The sequence below is a fragment of the Aliiroseovarius sp. S253 genome, from assembly GCF_049800855.1.
GTDB lineage: Bacteria > Pseudomonadota > Alphaproteobacteria > Rhodobacterales > Rhodobacteraceae > Aliiroseovarius.
The window spans coordinates 1349715-1366913 of the sequence record NZ_JBNAFW010000001.1 but is presented as its reverse complement, the minus strand read 5'-3'; the positions used below and the strand labels follow the sequence as shown (position 1 = coordinate 1366913).

At 57.4% G+C, this 17199-nt stretch carries 14 protein-coding genes; 8 read left to right on the top strand and 6 right to left on the bottom strand.

Annotation, left to right across the window (positions count from 1 at the left end):
- The first annotated feature begins 37 nt into the window (after window positions 1-37).
- Window positions 38-358 (top strand): DUF3817 domain-containing protein, encoded by a 321-nt coding sequence (locus ACP15F_RS06775; RefSeq protein ID WP_424940056.1) that lies wholly within the window; start codon window positions 38-40, stop codon window positions 356-358.
- Here ACP15F_RS06775 and ACP15F_RS06770 read toward each other — a convergent pair.
- The 4 genes from ACP15F_RS06770 to ACP15F_RS06755 all read right to left on the bottom strand — a co-directional run bounded on the left by ACP15F_RS06770 (window position 355) and on the right by ACP15F_RS06755 (window position 4627).
- Window positions 355-1539, bottom strand: coding sequence for a vWA domain-containing protein (locus ACP15F_RS06770; protein ID WP_424940055.1), 1185 nt, complete (start codon window positions 1537-1539; stop codon window positions 355-357). The two genes, ACP15F_RS06775 and ACP15F_RS06770, sit on opposite strands and share 4 nt — an antisense overlap.
- A 9-nt stretch (window positions 1540-1548) precedes the next feature.
- A complete protein-coding gene (locus ACP15F_RS06765) occupies window positions 1549-1710 on the bottom strand; it encodes a hypothetical protein (RefSeq protein WP_424940054.1) in 162 nt (53 codons plus the stop codon).
- A gap of 55 nt (window positions 1711-1765) precedes the next feature.
- Complete coding sequence (locus tag ACP15F_RS06760; protein ID WP_424940053.1) at window positions 1766-3181, bottom strand: DUF2927 domain-containing protein; 1416 nt, start codon at window positions 3179-3181, stop codon at window positions 1766-1768.
- A gap of 600 nt (window positions 3182-3781) precedes the next feature.
- Window positions 3782-4627, bottom strand: a complete 846-nt coding sequence (locus ACP15F_RS06755; protein ID WP_424940052.1) for an AAA family ATPase — start codon at window positions 4625-4627, stop codon at window positions 3782-3784.
- A gap of 322 nt (window positions 4628-4949) precedes the next feature.
- Between ACP15F_RS06755 and dksA the strand changes: the two genes are divergently transcribed.
- Together dksA and ACP15F_RS06745 are read left to right on the top strand one after the other, a co-directional pair.
- Window positions 4950-5372, top strand: a complete 423-nt coding sequence (dksA, locus tag ACP15F_RS06750) for an RNA polymerase-binding protein DksA (RefSeq protein WP_424940051.1) — start codon at window positions 4950-4952, stop codon at window positions 5370-5372.
- Window positions 5373-5536: 164 nt separating this feature from the next.
- Complete coding sequence (locus ACP15F_RS06745; RefSeq protein ID WP_424940050.1) at window positions 5537-6703, top strand: FAD-dependent monooxygenase; 1167 nt, start codon at window positions 5537-5539, stop codon at window positions 6701-6703.
- A gap of 3 nt (window positions 6704-6706) precedes the next feature.
- Here ACP15F_RS06745 and ACP15F_RS06740 read toward each other — a convergent pair whose 3' ends face one another.
- The gene (locus tag ACP15F_RS06740) at window positions 6707-7525 is read right to left on the bottom strand and encodes an isocitrate lyase/PEP mutase family protein (RefSeq protein WP_424940049.1); all 819 of its coding nucleotides are present in this window, start codon (window positions 7523-7525) and stop codon (window positions 6707-6709) included.
- Window positions 7522-7680 carry a hypothetical protein gene (locus tag ACP15F_RS06735; RefSeq protein WP_424940048.1) on the bottom strand — a complete coding sequence of 53 codons (159 nt, stop codon included), beginning with the start codon at window positions 7678-7680 and terminating at the stop codon, window positions 7522-7524. Before ACP15F_RS06735 ends, ACP15F_RS06740 begins: the two co-directional genes overlap by 4 nt.
- 251 nt (window positions 7681-7931) lie before the next feature.
- Here ACP15F_RS06735 and guaB point away from each other — a divergent pair, with 251 nt between their 5' ends.
- The 5 genes from guaB to alaS all read left to right on the top strand — a co-directional run bounded on the left by guaB (window position 7932) and on the right by alaS (window position 17185).
- Complete coding sequence (gene guaB / locus ACP15F_RS06730) at window positions 7932-9380, top strand: IMP dehydrogenase (RefSeq protein ID WP_424940047.1); 1449 nt, start codon at window positions 7932-7934, stop codon at window positions 9378-9380.
- Between the two features lie 24 nt (window positions 9381-9404).
- The gene (locus ACP15F_RS06725; RefSeq protein ID WP_424940046.1) at window positions 9405-10565 is read left to right on the top strand and encodes an RsmB/NOP family class I SAM-dependent RNA methyltransferase; all 1161 of its coding nucleotides are present in this window, start codon (window positions 9405-9407) and stop codon (window positions 10563-10565) included.
- A gap of 99 nt (window positions 10566-10664) precedes the next feature.
- Window positions 10665-13061, top strand: coding sequence for an ATP-binding protein (locus ACP15F_RS06720; RefSeq protein WP_424940045.1), 2397 nt, complete (start codon window positions 10665-10667; stop codon window positions 13059-13061).
- 263 nt (window positions 13062-13324) lie between these two features.
- Window positions 13325-14401 (top strand): recombinase RecA, encoded by a 1077-nt coding sequence (gene recA, locus ACP15F_RS06715; protein WP_424940044.1) that lies wholly within the window; start codon window positions 13325-13327, stop codon window positions 14399-14401.
- 138 nt (window positions 14402-14539) lie between these two features.
- Complete coding sequence (gene alaS / locus ACP15F_RS06710; RefSeq protein ID WP_424940043.1) at window positions 14540-17185, top strand: alanine--tRNA ligase; 2646 nt, start codon at window positions 14540-14542, stop codon at window positions 17183-17185.
- Window positions 17186-17199: the final 14 nt, after the last annotated feature.

Sequence of the window (17199 nt, the reverse complement as noted above, 5' to 3'; positions counted from 1 at the left end):
TATGCCCGCCACACCCCAACTTGCAAGGATCATGGATGTGACCAAGGCCCGTTCCATCTGGTTGTTTCGGAAAATCGCCTCTATCGAAGGATGGAGCTATCTGCTGCTGCTGTTTGTTGCCATGCCCTTGAAATACTGGGCCGGAATGCCCCAGTTCGTCCCGATGGTTGGGATGGCGCATGGTTGGTTGTTCATCGCCTATATGGGCGTGCTTGTCTTTGCGTCCTCATACGGTGGTCTGTCGATGGCGCGCGTGAACTGGGCCATTCTGGCCAGCCTTCTGCCCTTCGGAACCTTCGTGCACGATCCGTATCTGAAACGGGAAGAAGAGGCCGTCCGGACGCAGGACGCAGTTTAGCGCCCCAGCTCTTTCATGCCGCGCTCGATCCCGTCGATGGTCATGGGAACCATGCGCCCTTCGAAGATCTGGTTGATCATCTGAACTGATTGCGTATAGCGCCAGTGCTGTTCGGGCAGGGGGTTGATCCACATGTTGTCCGGCCATTGCTCGCGTGCGCGTTCCAGCCAAACCTGACCCGTCTCATCGTTCCAATGTTCGTTGGCGCCACCGCGATAGGCGATCTCGTAGGGCGACATCGAGGCATCGCCGACGAAGATACATTTGTAGTCCGATCCGTAAGTGCGCAGCACGTCCCATGTGGGGATTTGATCGGTCCAGCGGCGAGAATTATCGCGCCACACGCCTTCGTAAAGGCAGTTGTGGAAATAGTAGTATTCCAGGTGCTTAAACTCTGACCGGGCGGCAGAAAACAATTCTTCCACCACTTTGATATGCGGATCCATCGAGCCGCCAACATCGAGGAATAACAATACCTTGACGGCGTTCTTTCGTTCAGGTCGGGTTTTCACATCCAGATAGCCATGCTCGGCCGTGGCGCGGATGGTGCCGTCCAGATCCAGTTCGTCATGTGCCCCGTCACGCGCCCAGTTCCGTAGGCGTTTCAGGGCGACCTTGATGTTGCGCGTGCCCAGCTCGACCGAGTCGTCGAGGTTTTTGAACTCGCGCTTGTCCCAGACTTTTACAGCGCGCTGATGGCGCGAGCGATCCTGACCGATGCGCACGCCTTCAGGGTTATAGCCATAGGCGCCGAAGGGAGAGGTGCCAGCCGTGCCAATCCACTTGTTGCCACCTTGATGGCGGCCTTCCTGTTCCTTCAGGCGCTCTTTCAGCGTCTCCATCAGCTTGTCGAAGCCGCCAAGCGCTTCGATCTCGGCTTTTTCTTCCTCGGAAAGGAACTTTTCGGCCATCTTTTCCAGCCATTCCTGCGGAATATCAACGGCTTCCAGCATCTGTTCTGAGCTGATCGCTTCGAGCCCCTCAAAGCTGGCCGCAAAGGCGCGGTCGAATTTGTCCAGATTCCGCTCGTCCTTCACCATGGCGGTGCGGGCGAGGTAATAGAAACCCTCGATGTCATAAGTGACCAGCCCGGCTTTCATCGCCTCCAGAAAGGACAAATATTCGCGCAAGGATACCGGCACATTGGCCGCGCGGAGGTTTTCGAAGAAGGGAAGGAACATGGTCGGGCCTTAGGGTCGGGCGAAAACGATGGTCAGGAAGATGGTGATCAGCGCAAAGCCGATCCCATAGACCGCGCCATATTGCGCCATGTCCAGCCGGTTTCCACCCCGTTTTTTTGCACGAAGCGCGCCAAGCACCGCGCCAGCAAGAAAGGCCACAATCACAATCATCTTCGCATCCCTGGCTTACGGCCCCCTCAACCTTCAGGAGGCCTTGTCGTCATGCCTAACCGGGTGCGATGGCTGCGATTTCCTGAAGCCGCGCACCCACTTGGGCGTTCGAGCCGAAGCCATACCTTGCCCAGCCCAAACTGTCGAGCCGTACGCGCGCAGCGTCACTTGATTGTCCCAGATGATTCAGGGCCTCGGCCTTGATCATTAGAAGCGTGGCCAAAAGGGCGGCGTTCTGGGCCTGCCGGACTGCGGGCAAGTGACGGTCAATCGTTGTGATGGCTTGATCCGCATGGCCTGCTGATAGGGCATATGCCGCCAGTTGCACTCCCATATGTGCGGCATGAAGGCCGGTACCAGCACGGTCACGATAGATGGCCTCAGCCTCGTTGAAGGCTGCGAATGCGGCCTGACTATCGGATTTCATGTTCAGGCGGCCCAATGCAAACAGGCTGAATGCCAAACGGGTATCACGCCACCCTTTCTGGCGCGCAATCGAGACTGCGCGCCGCGCGGCTGCCTGACGTGCGTTAAGCGATCGACCTTGCCCTAAGGCATCCACGATGGCTTGTTTCCAAGCGCTCGGGGTGCCGGGAGTCAGGCGCGGGGTGCCTGTCCCTCCCGCAGGGTTCAGACGCTCAAGTACAGCGGGCAGTCGTTGAGCCACCTCCGCCCGCGACAGGCCCGAGCGCATTTCGGGCGCATAGTAAGCCCGCAGGATCAACATATCGAACCCGGTCAGAACCGTGTGGAAATTGTCATCGTTGAAGACGCTGTTTTCCAGCCGGTACAGGTCATTCACAGGGCCAAGCGCTTGGGCGATTTCCTCGTGCAGGCAGTCGCGCATTTCTTGTGGGCTGACATCTGACGGGATGAACACCGCCATCTGTTTGCGTTGGCGCAGCCGTGTCCAATCGGTGTGCGCAGTGCCGCGATTGCGCAAATAGTCATCCCACCCGGTTACGTTTGGCGCGACGAAACAGGCTGCATGGGGCACATGCCGTTGCAGTTTACGCTTGGGGATAAGCTCAACGCTGATCCGCCCGGTCGACGGAGACGCGCCGCGCCGAATATCGATCCCAGCCTCTTGCCGCAGGCGCATCAGTAATTGGTCTAGATCCGCCTGCATCCGGGCGGGCGCCCGGCCAGTGACGCCGACGGTGATCGGGCCTTCGAAGCGGGACAGAACGGGCAGGGTTCGGCCACTTTCAAGTTGAAAGCTAAGGTCCAGAAAATCACCCATGATCAGGCTGTTAGAACGGATCGGCTGTGTTGTTCGAGTTGCCGGAAATGCCTTCATCGCGGGAAGAGTAGTTGGCATGTTGATACGTCTTGTCGCCACGTCGCCAGCACTGGCTCCGCGTTGAACGGCATTTCCCGGTACGGGTTTTTGCGTGTTGGACACCGGGGCCATACAGCCCGCCAGCACAAGGGCGAAGGGGATCAGGAATGAGGGGCGACCAGACCGCATGTGAGGCTCCTTCCACAGCTGTCAGAGGTCACGCGCCAATGCGGACCACTGCGGATGTGATGTGTCAGGAGCAGGCGGAGGCGCCCATCTATATGCAAGCACCCGGTCGATCTGTTGCCAGATCGCCGGTTAAGTCGCGCCGGATAGGCGCGATCCCTAACGGGCGGGGCCCGTTCACACAGGGTCACGTTCGGATTGACGATAGCAACACTGGATGGGGTGGTTTCAAGTCCCCCAGATCCAGCACATTTCACACCATGATGCATATGACCGTCCCACCGGTCACAGGGCACCACGTTTGCGCGCCACGTCATACTCCGAACGGAAATGCAGGCATTGTTTCCCATAACAATACAAACACACCGTTTTATGCCCCCCCAGGCATCGACCCATCTTAAAGACTCTGCGCGATCAGACCAAGAAAAACCCGTCTAGCCAGAGAATTGCAGTTTGGGAAAAGTAAATTCCATCAATATGTTGTGGGGCGGTGTTCAGTCGGCACTAAGTCTCAAGGCCGGTAAGGCAGAGAAGGGGCCGAATCACAAGCGGGGCCAAGTTGCCTTGGCCCCGCTTGTGATTGCGCTGGAATGTGTTGCGCGATCAGCGCTGTCCGCGCGCCATAAAGGCCAAGCGTTCGAACAGATGCACATCCTGCTCGTTCTTCAATAGCGCCCCATGCAGGGTTGGCAGCGCGCTGGCACCGTCACGTTTCAATTCAGCCGGGTCGATATCTTCTGCCAGCAGCAGTTTAAGCCAATCCAACACTTCGGATGTTGACGGCTTTTTCTTCAGCCCCGGCTGTTCGCGGATTTCATAGAATTGGGTCAGCGCTTCGGTCAGCAGGCGCGGTTTGATGCCCGGATGGTGCACTTCAACGATCTTGGACATCGTGTCGGTATCGGGGAAGCGGATGTAGTGGAAGAAACAACGGCGCAGGAAGGCATCGGGCAGCTCTTTTTCGTTGTTCGACGTGATGATGATGATCGGGCGGTGGCGGGCCTTAATGGTTTCGCCAGTCTCGTAGACGTGGAATTCCATCTTATCCAGCTCTTGTAGCAGGTCGTTCGGAAACTCGATGTCGGCCTTGTCGATTTCGTCGATCAGAAGAACGACACGCTCGTCGGCCTCGAAGGCCTCCCACAGCTTGCCGCGCTTGATATAATTCTTCACGTCATGCACGCGCTCGTCGCCCAGCTGGCTGTCGCGAAGACGGGATACGGCGTCATATTCGTAAAGACCCTGCTGTGCCTTAGTGGTCGACTTGATGTTCCATTCGATCATCCGCGCGCCAAGAGCACTGGCCACCTGAAGTGCAAGCTCGGTCTTGCCGGTGCCGGGTTCGCCTTTGACAAGAAGCGGGCGCTCCAAGGTGACGGCCGCGTTTACGGCAACCTTAAGATCATCGGTGGCCACATAGCTGTCGGTTCCATCAAAACGATTGGTCATTCCCGTTCCTTACATCCGGTTCGTGCGATTTGTGACGAGGTAAACACCGTCGACCGTTTTGGCAAGGCCAACGCGCTCTGACGCTGCGCGGCAAATTGAATTCCCTGATTGCGTGTAAGCGGGCCTGTCTGTGCATAAATTGAATGAAAGATGTTATGCGCTATCAGTAAGTTAGTGCGAAGCTTGGAAAAGCTTGCAGAGGTTAAGTTTTTCAGGCGTGACATTCCCCGAAGTCGGGTGTACATCAGCGCCATAAGAAACCGGGTGTCTACTGACGAAAAGGTTCGACAGGGACTGGGATCCGGTAGAAGAGGGAGTTGGTATGAAAGCCGAGGCATTCCTGTCCGACGATTATCGGCCAGCCGAAGACGAACCATTTATGAATGACCGGCAGCTGGAATATTTCCGGCGCAAACTTGAAGCTTGGAAGGCCGAGCTTCTGGATGAAAGCCGTCACACGATCGAAGGTCTGCAAGACGGCACACGCAACATTCCTGACATCGCAGATCGCGCCTCGGAAGAGACGGATCGCGCGCTGGAATTGCGTACCCGTGACCGCGCTCGCAAGCTGGTTGCCAAGATTGATCAGGCGCTACGCCGAATTGATGAAGGCGAATACGGTTATTGCGAAGCTACTGGCGAGCCGATCTCGCTGAAGCGTCTTGATGCGCGCCCGATCGCCACGCTTAGCCTTGAGGCGCAAGAGCGTCACGAGCGCCGCGAAAAGGTGCATCGCGACGACTAATCCGGGGCTGCGTGGATTGCGCAGGCTTGAATGCGGCGCGATTTGTCACGTACCCACGTGAAAAGAACCATGTCACAAAGGCGGCGGGCTTTCCGCCGCCTTTGTCGTTTTTGAGGCAGCAGAGCTCGCTCAATGCGCAGGCGCGCAACAGGGACCATGAGAGCATGATCAAGGATCAGCAAATCACCGTATTGGGTGCCGGAATCGGCGGGCTGGCGGTTGCCGTGGCATTGGCCCAGCGCGGCGCGATAGTGAACGTTCTGGAACAGGCACCCGCCATCACCGAGGTTGGCGCTGGTCTTCAAATCAGCCCTAATGGTGTTCGGGTGCTGGATGCGTTGGGTCTGGGCGACAAAGCGCGCGCCCATGCGATCCGGGGGCAAGGGGTCTGGTTGCGCGACGGCGTGTCGGGACATGGCGTTCTGGATCTGGATTTTCGTACACTGAAACCTGACGATACGTTTTTGCTGTATCACCGCGCGGATCTTCAGAGGCTTCTTTACGATGCCGCGCTCGAGGCGGGCGTGACGGTCCAATGTGGTCAACGGGTTCTATCCGTGCAGCCGGGAGCAGACGGCACCGACGTCACGCTCGAGGGGCAAGGCCCAGTCAATATGGGCTTCGTGATTGGCGCGGACGGGCTGCATTCTGTCATGCGGTCTGCGCTGAACGGTCCAGCTACTCCGACGTTTACCGGCCAAGTGGCATGGCGCGCTTTGGTGCCCGCGACCGGGCGCGAACAGTCCGAAGCAACCGTCTTTATGGGACCAGGGCGCCATATGGTGACTTATCCGCTGCGCGAAGGCAGCGTCGTCAACATCGTCGCCGTCGAAGAGCGGGATGCCTGGGCCGAGGAAGGCTGGTTTCACAAAGACGATCCCGCCAATCTGATGGCGGCGTTCTCGGGCTTTTGCGATGATGCCATGGCGCTGTTGGAGCGTGTGGACGAGGCGCATATCTGGGGGCTTCATCTGCATCCAGTTGCCAAGAATTGGTATCAAGGGCAGGCGGTCTTGCTGGGTGACGCGGCCCATCCCACGTTGCCCTTCATGGCGCAAGGGGCTGTCATGGCGCTGGAAGATGCTTGGGTGCTGGCGGACAGCCTTGATCGTTTCGGGGTCGAGCGCGGCCCCGCTGTCTATCAGGATAAACGCCGCCCACGTACGGCCAAGATCGTGGCCGAAGCCCATAAGAACGCGCGCAATTATCACTATGCCAATCAGCTTCTGCGGGGCGCGGGGCATACGGCGCTTCGGATCGCGGGGCGTTTTGCGCCACAGCTTCTGATGCGACGCTATGACTGGATATATGACATGGACGTCACGGCCTAAGTCTTAATCCTTCAGCAGCGCGTCTATCTTGTCTCCTGAGATCCCTTTGCCAAGCAGACTGAAGTCTCCGTCCGCGAACATCCCGTGGGCCGCGTCAAAAATTACCCGGTGCGTCGCACGGGCGAGCGCTGAGCCAAGCGAGATGCGCGCCACACCTGCCTTGGCGAAATCAGCGCGGCTATGTTGGGTGAACGGGCCCGCAGCCAAGGCGTTCACAGGCAGATCAGTCGAGGCGCAGATGGTGGCCTGTTCGTTCAAGCTACCAGGCAGGGGAATGTACAGACAATCCGCTCCGGCTTCTTCATAGCCCTTCAGGCGCGCCATTGCCTCGGCCAGATCATACTGTCCGTTCATCACACCATCGGCGCGGGCCACCAGCACGAAATCGCCGGGAAGCGCACGGGCGGCAGCGGCTGCAGCGTGAATACGCTCGATGGCCATGTCCCGAGCGTAAGGAGTCGCAGCGGGCAGGGCGGTGTCCTCGATCGAGATCCCCGCCAGTCCCGCTTCATATGCCAGCTTCACTGTCTCAGCGCAGGCATCGGGATCGTCGCCAAAGCCGTTCTCGAAGTCGCCCGAAACGGGGACGTCCACCGCCGTCACCAAATCCTGTGCATGGGCCAACGCCTCGTCACGGGTGACGTGGCCCATATCTGGGCGGCCCAGAGTGAAAGCGTGCGCGGCCGAGGATGTGGCGATGGCTTCCGCCCCCAAAGCCGCCAGCATCTTTGCACTGCCTATGTCCCACGCATTGGCAAGAATAAACGGGTTGCCCTTCTGGTGCAGGGCGCGAAAGGCGGTGCCTCGGTTCGTGTCTGTCATACTGTGTCTCCTGCGGTCAGGGTGTTGGCAAATGCGATCAGTCGTTCGACCGCGTCCTGAAAGCGCTCATCCTTGATGGTCATGGCGATGCGAATATGGCCCGCGGCGGCCTGCCCGATGCCTTCAACGCTGGGGGCTTGTAGATGACACCGCAACCACCATCCCCTCCGTCCAGAATGCCACGAATGCGCGTCGACAGTTCCATCAAAGCCTCGCCATGTTCACATTTGTTCTTACTCAGAAGTTCACGGGCCAAACAGTTTGTCAAACCCCGGAAATCCGCATGAAATGCCGCCGCTAAAGAAAACAGGGCCTTCTGGGGCAGAAAAATCGCCTCAGCCCTTTCCAAATGCCCCAACCCATGAGATAGGGACGTGCCAAACGAAAACTCCCAAGGAGAACGCTCATGGAGATTCGCGAGGCCCTTACCTTTGATGATGTTCTGCTGGTCCCGGCAGCCAGCAACGTGCTGCCCTCGACTGCGGATACGTCGACCCATGTGACCCGCTCGATCGCGCTGAATATCCCGTTGCTGAGCTCGGCGATGGACACTGTGACCGAGGCGCGTATGGCCATTGCAATGGCGCAGGCTGGCGGCATGGGGGTGATCCACAAGAACCTGGACGCGGACGAGCAAGCCCAACAAGTGCGTCGTGTGAAGCGTTTTGAAAGCGGGATTGTTTACAACCCGATTACCCTGACGGCGGATCAGACTCTGGCAGACGCGAAGGCGCTGCAAGAACGCTATCGCGTCACCGGCTTTCCGGTCGTCGGTCCCGAGGGCCGCGTGGTGGGCATCGTGACCAACCGCGACATGCGCTTTGCCGAAAGCGATGACACGCCGGTCAGCGTCATGATGACATCTGACAATCTGGCGATGCTGCAAGAGCCGGCCGAGCTGGAAGAGGCGAAAAGCCTGATGCGCGCGCGTCGGATCGAGAAGCTGCTCGTCACGGATGGTGACGGCAAGCTGACCGGGCTTCTGACCCTGAAGGACACCGAACAGGCCGTGTTGAACCCGACCGCCTGTAAGGATGATCTGGGACGTCTTCGCGTGGCTGCCGCAAGCTCGGTCGGGGACAGTGGATTTGCGCGCTCTGAGATGCTGATTGATGCGGGCGTAGACATCGTGGTCGTGGACACCGCGCATGGTCACTCGGAAGGCGTGATTGAGGCTGTGAAGCGCGTGAAAGCGCTGTCCAGCTCGGTTCAGGTGATCGCAGGCAACGTCGCCACTGGCGACGCCACCCGCGCTCTGATTGATGCAGGCGCGGATGCCGTGAAGGTTGGCATTGGCCCGGGATCGATCTGCACTACGCGTATGGTGGCCGGTGTGGGTGTTCCGCAGCTGACCGCAATTTCCGACTGTGCAAAGGCCGCCGGGGATATTCCGGTGATCGCCGATGGCGGCATCAAGTTCTCGGGCGATTTCGCTAAGGCGATTGCGGCGGGTGCCAGCTGCGCCATGGTCGGCTCGATGATCGCAGGTACGGATGAAAGCCCGGGCGAGGTGATCCTTTATCAAGGTCGCTCGTTCAAAGCCTATCGCGGCATGGGATCATTGGGCGCAATGGCCCGTGGCTCGGCCGATCGTTACTTCCAGAAGGATGCAGCGTCGGACAAGCTGGTGCCGGAAGGGATCGAAGGTCAGGTGCCCTATAAAGGACCCGCGGGTACTGTGATCCACCAACTGGTGGGCGGTTTGCGTGCGGCTATGGGCTATACCGGCTGTGCTACGGTCGACGAGATGCGCAACAACTGCAAATTCGTCAAGATCACCGGCGCGGGTCTGAAGGAAAGCCATGTGCATGACGTTCAGATCACCCGCGAAAGCCCGAACTATCGGATCGGCTAAGCTGGTGACGTTGGGGTTCCGCCTATGACACCCGGCGCGCGTGTCGCCGCAGCAATCGAGGTGCTGGACAGCTATCTGTCCGGCACCCCGGTCGAGCAAGCCCTGACAGGCTGGGCGCGCGGTCATCGCTTTGCAGGATCAAAAGACCGTGCTGCCATTCGTGACCACGTGTTTGACGCAGTGCGACGGTTGTCGTCTTCGCAGGCGCTTGGTGGTGGCACGGATGGGCGCGCGGTGATGCTCGGGCTTCTGCGCGGGCAGGGGCTGGATCCAGCAGAGCTGTTCACCGGAGAAGGTCATGCGCCGGCCGTTCTGAACGACGTCGAAACGGTAATCTCGACTGAGATGACCCGCGCTCAGTCGTTGGACTGCCCGGACTGGCTAATGCCAGCGTTTGACGAAAGCCTTGGCAAAGACACGGATGCCGTTCTGGATAGCTTGCGCCATCGTGCTCCGGTGTTCGTTCGGGTAAATCTGGCGCGATGTGATCGGGATGATGCGGCGGCGATCTTGGCTGAGGATGGGGTCGAAACGAAACCGTCTAAGCTTGCTGTAACGGCGCTTGAGGTTCTGATAAACCCTCGCAAAATCAAAAACTCACGCGCCTTTCTTGAAGGATTTGTCGAGCTTCAGGATGCGGCCTCTCAAGCAGTAATCGAGTCCCTGAGCATTCAGCCGGGAATGCGTGTTCTGGACTATTGCGCAGGCGGTGGTGGCAAAGCCCTGGCCATGGCTGCGCAGGGGGCCGATGTTACTGCGCACGACTTGTCGTGGGAGCGGATGAAAGACATACCGTTGCGCGCTGAACGTGCCTGCGTTTCTATCAAACGTGTGCGCCATGGGAATCTGAAAGAGCTGGGCGGCTTCGATCTAGTGTTGGCGGATGCTCCGTGCTCTGGCAGCGGGTCCTGGCGCCGTGCACCCCATGGAAAGTGGCTGTTGAACGCAGAAAAATTGGCTAAGATCCATGCCGCACAAATGGACATTCTGTCTGCCATGCCAGCGTTCCTGAATGCGGGTGGACGTATGGCCTATGCGACATGCTCGGTCCTACGCAGTGAAAACCGTGATCAGGTGCAGAGATTTCTTGATAATCATCCCGATTTTCAATTGACCACTGAGCACCAGTTTACCCCGTTGGATGGCGGGGATGGGTTCTATCTTGCCCAGATGTCAGGCAAATAGCGCTTTGCAAAAACAACCATAGGTTGCTAATCTTCCTTCATTAATCGAGCATTAACTCTCTTCTTTCAAAAAAGAGGGCGATTCAAAGAAGGAATAGTCGTGCAGCCATCGGCCTTCACCACGCACCCGTTTGCGCATGTTGCGCTGCGACTCGCTCCCCGAACATTAGTTTTGATGCTGATCGGTGCCGTGCTCTTGGGGACGTCGTGGTTCGTCGCAACACCCATGGTCGGATTGGGATTGATCGTGACAGGGTTGTCCTTTGTTTGCTTGGCTGTGATCGTGCGCGGTGTTTCAATTTTGCAAAATCTGCGCTGGGACCGGCTTGCAAACGTCTTGTCGGGATTGGTCGAAAATGATGACACTCCTGCAGTCTTAACAGACAGCGATGGGGCTGTGATCTATCGCAACGATGCAGCGACGCAGCTGTTGGGACCAACTGCTGGAGATGCGCTTTCAACCCAGCTGGTCGACATGTTCGCGGCTCCTGCGTCCGTCCTGTATCGCCTGCAGGGACGTGCGCAGGCCAAGGGGCACGCCAGCGACGAGGTAAGCACCTCTCGTGGGCGTTTACACATCCGGGTTCATCTTGTTCAGGACAGCGGGTATTTGTGGCGATTAGAGCAGCAATCCAAGCCTTCTCAAGGCGCGCATGTGGGCGAGAACATTGGCCTGCCGATGATGACGGTATCCAAAACTGGCACCGTTCTGTTCATGAACGAAGCCGCGCGATATTTGCTGGGCGGGCGGGAAACAACGCTGGACCGGATATTCACTGATTTTCCAATTCAGCCGGGAACCATTATGCAAGTTTCGGGCCGGGGTGGGCCTGTTCCCGCCTTGGTGTGCGAGCTTCCAACCACCGCCGGGCGGCGCGAGCTTTACCTGCTGCCACCAAGCTCAGCTCCTGAACTGACAAGTGAGGAATGGGCCTTTATCGACGGTTTGCCGGTGCCATTGCTGAAACTAGATCTTGCAGGACGCATCACAATGGCCAACCGCCGCGCCCGCGATCTGTTGGGGGATGGTGATGCAATTGGGTCTTTGATGGCGGACCAAGTTGAGGGGCTCGGGCGTCCAGTTTCCGAATGGCTGCGTGAAGCCCATTCTGGGCGTCATCTGGGGCGATCCGAGATTGTACGCGCCACCCGCATGGACGAAGACGTATTTATCCAAATTTCACTGGCGCAGATCAGCGAAGAAAACGGCACCGCGCTTGTGGCTGTTCTTCAGGATGCAACGGAACTGAAGTCGCTGGAAGCACAGTTTGTTCAAAGCCAGAAGATGGAGGCCATCGGCCAACTTGCTGGCGGTGTTGCGCATGATTTCAACAACTTGCTTACGGCAATCTCGGGACATTGTGACCTGTTGATGATGGGGCGGGATCAACAAGATCCAGCCTATTCCGATCTTTCACAGATTATCCAGAACTCCAATCGTGCTGCCGCTCTTGTGCGGCAGCTTCTAGCGTTTTCACGCAAGCAGACTTTGCGACCCGAAAAGCTTCTTCTAACGGAATCCCTTTCAGATCTGACCCACCTTTTGAACCGTCTGGTAGGGGAGAAGATCATACTCCAGTTGGATCACGACGTGGAGCTCTTGCCCATTCGTGCCGATCGGCGGCAGTTGGACCAAGTTATAATGAACCTCGTCGTGAACGCACGTGACGCCATGCGAGATGGGGGAGCGATCCGTATCGAGACACGAAATGTTTTCTTGGAAAGCGCCCTGCAGCGCGATCGCGCCAATGTTCCACCCGGCGACTATGTCGCTATTCGCGTGATCGATCAGGGAAGTGGAATTCCGTCCGACAAGATTGGCAAGATCTTCGAGCCATTCTTTACCACCAAGAAGGCAGGCAAGGGCACCGGGCTTGGTCTGTCCATGGCATATGGCATTGTGAAGCAGATGGGCGGATATATCTTTGTCGACTCTCTGCCGGGACAAGGCACAACATTTACGCTTTATTTTCCGGTTAGTCGGGAAATCGACATGCCGGAAGATGTTTTTGAAGCCGAAGGGGTAGATCAGACCAATCAAATAGACGAATACGAAGAACTGCAGCCATCTTTGGATACGATCATCGATGACAAAATGCCTAGGCGACAAGCGCGCCAGACAGAAATCGAAACAAGCGGCGTTGTCCTGTTGGTCGAAGATGAAGCTCCTGTCCGCGCTTTTGCCTCGCGCGCACTCCGGATGCGTGGATTTACCGTTCTGGAAGCGGATTGTGCAGAGCAAGCTTTGCAGCTTCTGGATGATACCGCGCTAAGAGTGGATGTATTTGTCTCGGATGTAGTTATGCCCGGGATGGATGGCCCGACATGGGTCGCCAAAGCGCTTGAGGACCGACCAGATGTTAAGGTGGTCTTTATGTCAGGATATGCCGAAGATTCGGTATCGGACCATCAAGCCCGGATCCCGAACTCGGTCTTTCTGCCAAAACCGTTTTCGTTGACAGATCTAACGGCGACTGTGAACGATCAGATACACTGATATTCGGTCTAAACTCTCAGACTTCATGCTTTGCATATCTCTGTAAGATGATGAAATTATGTGAGAATAGTGGATTATAGTGTCCTTTAGGCAAAATGATACTGGCATTAAGAACTTGGTTACATTTCGGTCTTAGTCTGAGGTTTAGCAAAAACTTTACTTGAATTGTTCCTTTTTTGTACTCATACAGAAAAAGAGAACAAGGCAAGAACAATCCAACGATTGCCGCATGCAGGCGGGTGTGGAATAAGTGAGGGCAAGACATGGCAACAGCGGATATTTTCCAGATGAAGAAAGACGGCGACAAGCAAAAGGCGCTCGACAGCGCTCTGGCTCAGATCGAACGACAGTTCGGAAAGGGCTCGATCATGAAACTTGGCGCGGACAATCCGGTGACCGAGATTGAATCGACCTCGACCGGGTCGCTGGGGCTGGACATTGCGCTGGGGATTGGCGGTCTGCCCAAAGGCCGGATCGTCGAGATCTATGGCCCTGAAAGCTCGGGTAAGACGACGCTGACTTTGCACTGCGTTGCCGAAGAACAGAAAAAAGGTGGCGTTTGTGCGTTTGTTGACGCCGAGCACGCGCTGGATCCGCTTTATGCCAAGAAGCTGGGCGTCGATCTGGACGAGCTTCTGATTTCGCAGCCTGACACCGGCGAACAAGCGCTTGAGATCGTGGATACATTGGTGCGTTCGGGCGCGGTGAATATGGTCGTGGTCGACTCGGTTGCGGCCTTGACACCGAAATCCGAGCTCGAAGGTGATATGGGCGACAGCAGTGTTGGTGTTCAAGCCCGCTTGATGAGCCAAGCTATGCGCAAACTGACTTCGTCCATCGCGCGTTCGAACTGCATGGTGATTTTCATCAACCAAATCCGGATGAAAATCGGCGTGATGTTCGGCAGCCCAGAAACCACGACCGGTGGCAACGCCCTGAAATTCTACAGCTCGGTCCGTCTGGACATCCGCCGCATCGGCGCAATCAAGGACCGCGACGAGGTGGTTGGCAACGCCACCCGCGTCAAGGTCGTGAAGAACAAAGTTGCCCCGCCGTTCAAACAGGTCGAATTCGACATCATGTATGGCGAAGGCATCTCGAAAATGGGCGAGCTTTTGGACCTTGGCGTCAAAGCCGGCGTGGTCGAAAAATCCGGCGCGTGGTTCAGCTATGGTGACGAACGGATCGGGCAGGGGCGTGAGAACGCCAAGAACTACCTGCGCGAACACACACGCACCGCGCTGGAGATCGAGGACAAGATCCGCGCAGCGCATGGGCTGGATTTCGAAATGCCTGAACATGAAAAAGGCGAGGATGATGACGGACTGCTTGAGGCGTAAACTCATCCGATAATTTGATCAAAGGACTGGCCCCGGCCGGTCCTTTTTTCTTTGTACCGGCATGATGGGCTACACGCTGTGGACAGCGCGCGCACGCAGGGGTAAATGAAACCGACAGCGCATAAGAGACGAGACACAATGGCCAGCCTCAACGATATCCGTTCGACCTTTCTGAACTATTTTGAACGCGAAGGGCACACGATCGTGGACAGCTCTCCGCTGGTGCCGCGAAATGACCCGACATTGATGTTCGTAAACTCGGGCATGGTGCAGTTTAAAAACCTCTTCACCGGGGTCGAGAAACGCGACTATGTGCGTGCCACGAGTGCCCAGAAATGTGTGCGGGCTGGTGGTAAGCACAACGACTTGGACAATGTGGGCTACACGGCGCGTCACCACACATTCTTCGAAATGCTGGGGAACTTCAGCTTTGGGGACTACTTCAAGTCCGAAGCCATTCCATTCGCTTGGAACCTGATCACCAAAGAATTCGGCATTCCGAAAGAACGGTTGTACGTCACAGTCTATCATACGGATGATGAAGCGTTTGATATCTGGAAGAAGCTAGGCGTGCCCGAAGATCGGATCATCCGCATCGCAACCTCGGACAATTTCTGGCAGATGGGCCCGACCGGTCCTTGCGGTCCCTGCACCGAAATTTTCTATGATCACGGCGAACACATCTGGGGTGGCCCTCCCGGTAGCCCGGAAGAAGACGGTGACCGATTCATCGAGATCTGGAACATCGTGTTCATGCAGAACGAGCAGTTCGAAGACGGCTCAATGATCGATCTGGACATGCAGTCGATCGATACCGGTATGGGGCTAGAGCGCATTGGCGCGCTGCTTCAGGGAAGCCATGACAACTATGACACGGATCTGTTTAAAGCGCTGATTGAGGCGTCCGCCCACGCGACCGGCGTTGATCCTTTTGGCGACAAGAATGTGCATCACCGCGTGATCGCGGATCACCTGCGGTCAACCTCGTTCCTGATTGCGGATGGCGTGATGCCGTCCAACGAAGGTCGTGGCTATGTGCTGCGTCGCATCATGCGCCGCGCCATGCGTCATGCGCATCTGCTAGGCGCGAAAGATCCGGTCATGCATCGTCTGGTGCCAGAATTGGTGGCCCAGATGGGACAGGCTTACCCGGAACTGGGTCGCGGTCAGGCGATGATCGAAGAAACGCTTTTGAACGAGGAAACTCGGTTCAAAAAGACGCTGGATCGTGGCTTGAAGCTGCTGGATGATGAAGTGTCTGGTCTGGCCGAAGGTGCGGACCTTCCCGGTGAAACAGCATTCAAACTATATGACACCTACGGTTTCCCGCTGGATCTGACGCAGGATGCGCTGCGCGAAAAGGGTCTGGGCGTGGATCAGCCCGGTTTCGATGCCGCCATGGAAGAGCAGAAAGCGCGCGCGCGTGCGGCCTGGTCCGGATCGGGTGAGGCCGCGGACGCAACCATTTGGTTTGATATCGCGGAAGAGCACGGCGTGACCGAGTTCCTCGGCTATGACACCGAACACGCCGAGGGGCAGGTTTTGGCGCTTGTGCAAGACGGCAAGCCCGTCGACAGTGCGAAAGCCGGTGACGAAGTGCAGATCGTGGTTAACCAGACTCCGTTCTATGCCGAAAGCGGTGGTCAGGTGGGCGACACAGGTCTGATCCGCACTGAAAGCGGCTCGGCCCATGTGACCGACACCAAGAAAGTTGCGGATGTATTCATCCACATTGCCAAGGTAGACGAGGGTGAGATCGCGAAGGGGCAGGGCGCGGAACTGGCCGTGGACCACCTGCGTCGTACTGCCATTCGTGCGAACCACTCCGCCACGCACCTGCTGCACGAAGCCCTACGTAACGAACTGGGCGAACACGTCGCTCAGCGCGGGTCGCTGAATGCCGACGACCGGTTGCGCTTTGACTTTAGCCACAACAAGGCCGTCAGCCCGCAAGAGCTGGGTAACATTGCCCGCGAAGTGAACACCTATATTCGCCAGAACACGCCCGTTGAGACCCGGATCATGACCCCGGATGACGCGCGCGATATGGGCGCACAAGCGCTGTTTGGTGAAAAGTATGGCGACGAAGTCCGTGTGGTCTCGATGGGGCATGCGCCGACCGGCAAGGGAGCAAATGGCGAAACCTATTCGCTTGAACTTTGCGGCGGTACCCATGTGAAACAGACCGGTGACATCGGCATCTGCGTGATCCTGTCGGAAGGCGCGTCCGCCGCAGGTATTCGTCGGATCGAGGCTCTAACTGGAAAAGCCGCGGTGGCCCATATCGAAGCTGAAGCCGCCCGTGGGTCCGAACTTCAGGGCATGCTGAAAGCTAAACCCGAGCAGGTTGTCGATCGCGTTAAGGGCCTGATGGATGAACGCAAAGCGTTGCAGAACGAGATTTCTGCGCTGAAACGCGAACTGGCCAAGGCGGCTGGCGCAGGCGCGGAAGCCAAGGACATCAATGGCGTGAAGTTCCTGGCGATGTCGATTTCCGGTGTTGGCGGGAAAGACCTGCAAGCGCTTGTGAATGAACAGAAAGATGCATTGGGATCCGGTGCGGTTCTGATCATCTCGGACAATGATGGCAAGGTGGCCGTAGCCGCTGGCGTCACTGCTGACCTGACCGACAACCTGTCGGCAGTCGATCTGGTCAAGGCGGCTGTGCCTGAACTGGGCGGTAAGGGTGGCGGTGGTCGTCCCGAGCTGGCGCAGGGTGGCGGAGCTGATGCATCAAAAGCGGCTGAAGCGATTGCAGCAGCCGAGGCCGCTATCGCGGGCTAAGTCGCTCTTTCCAA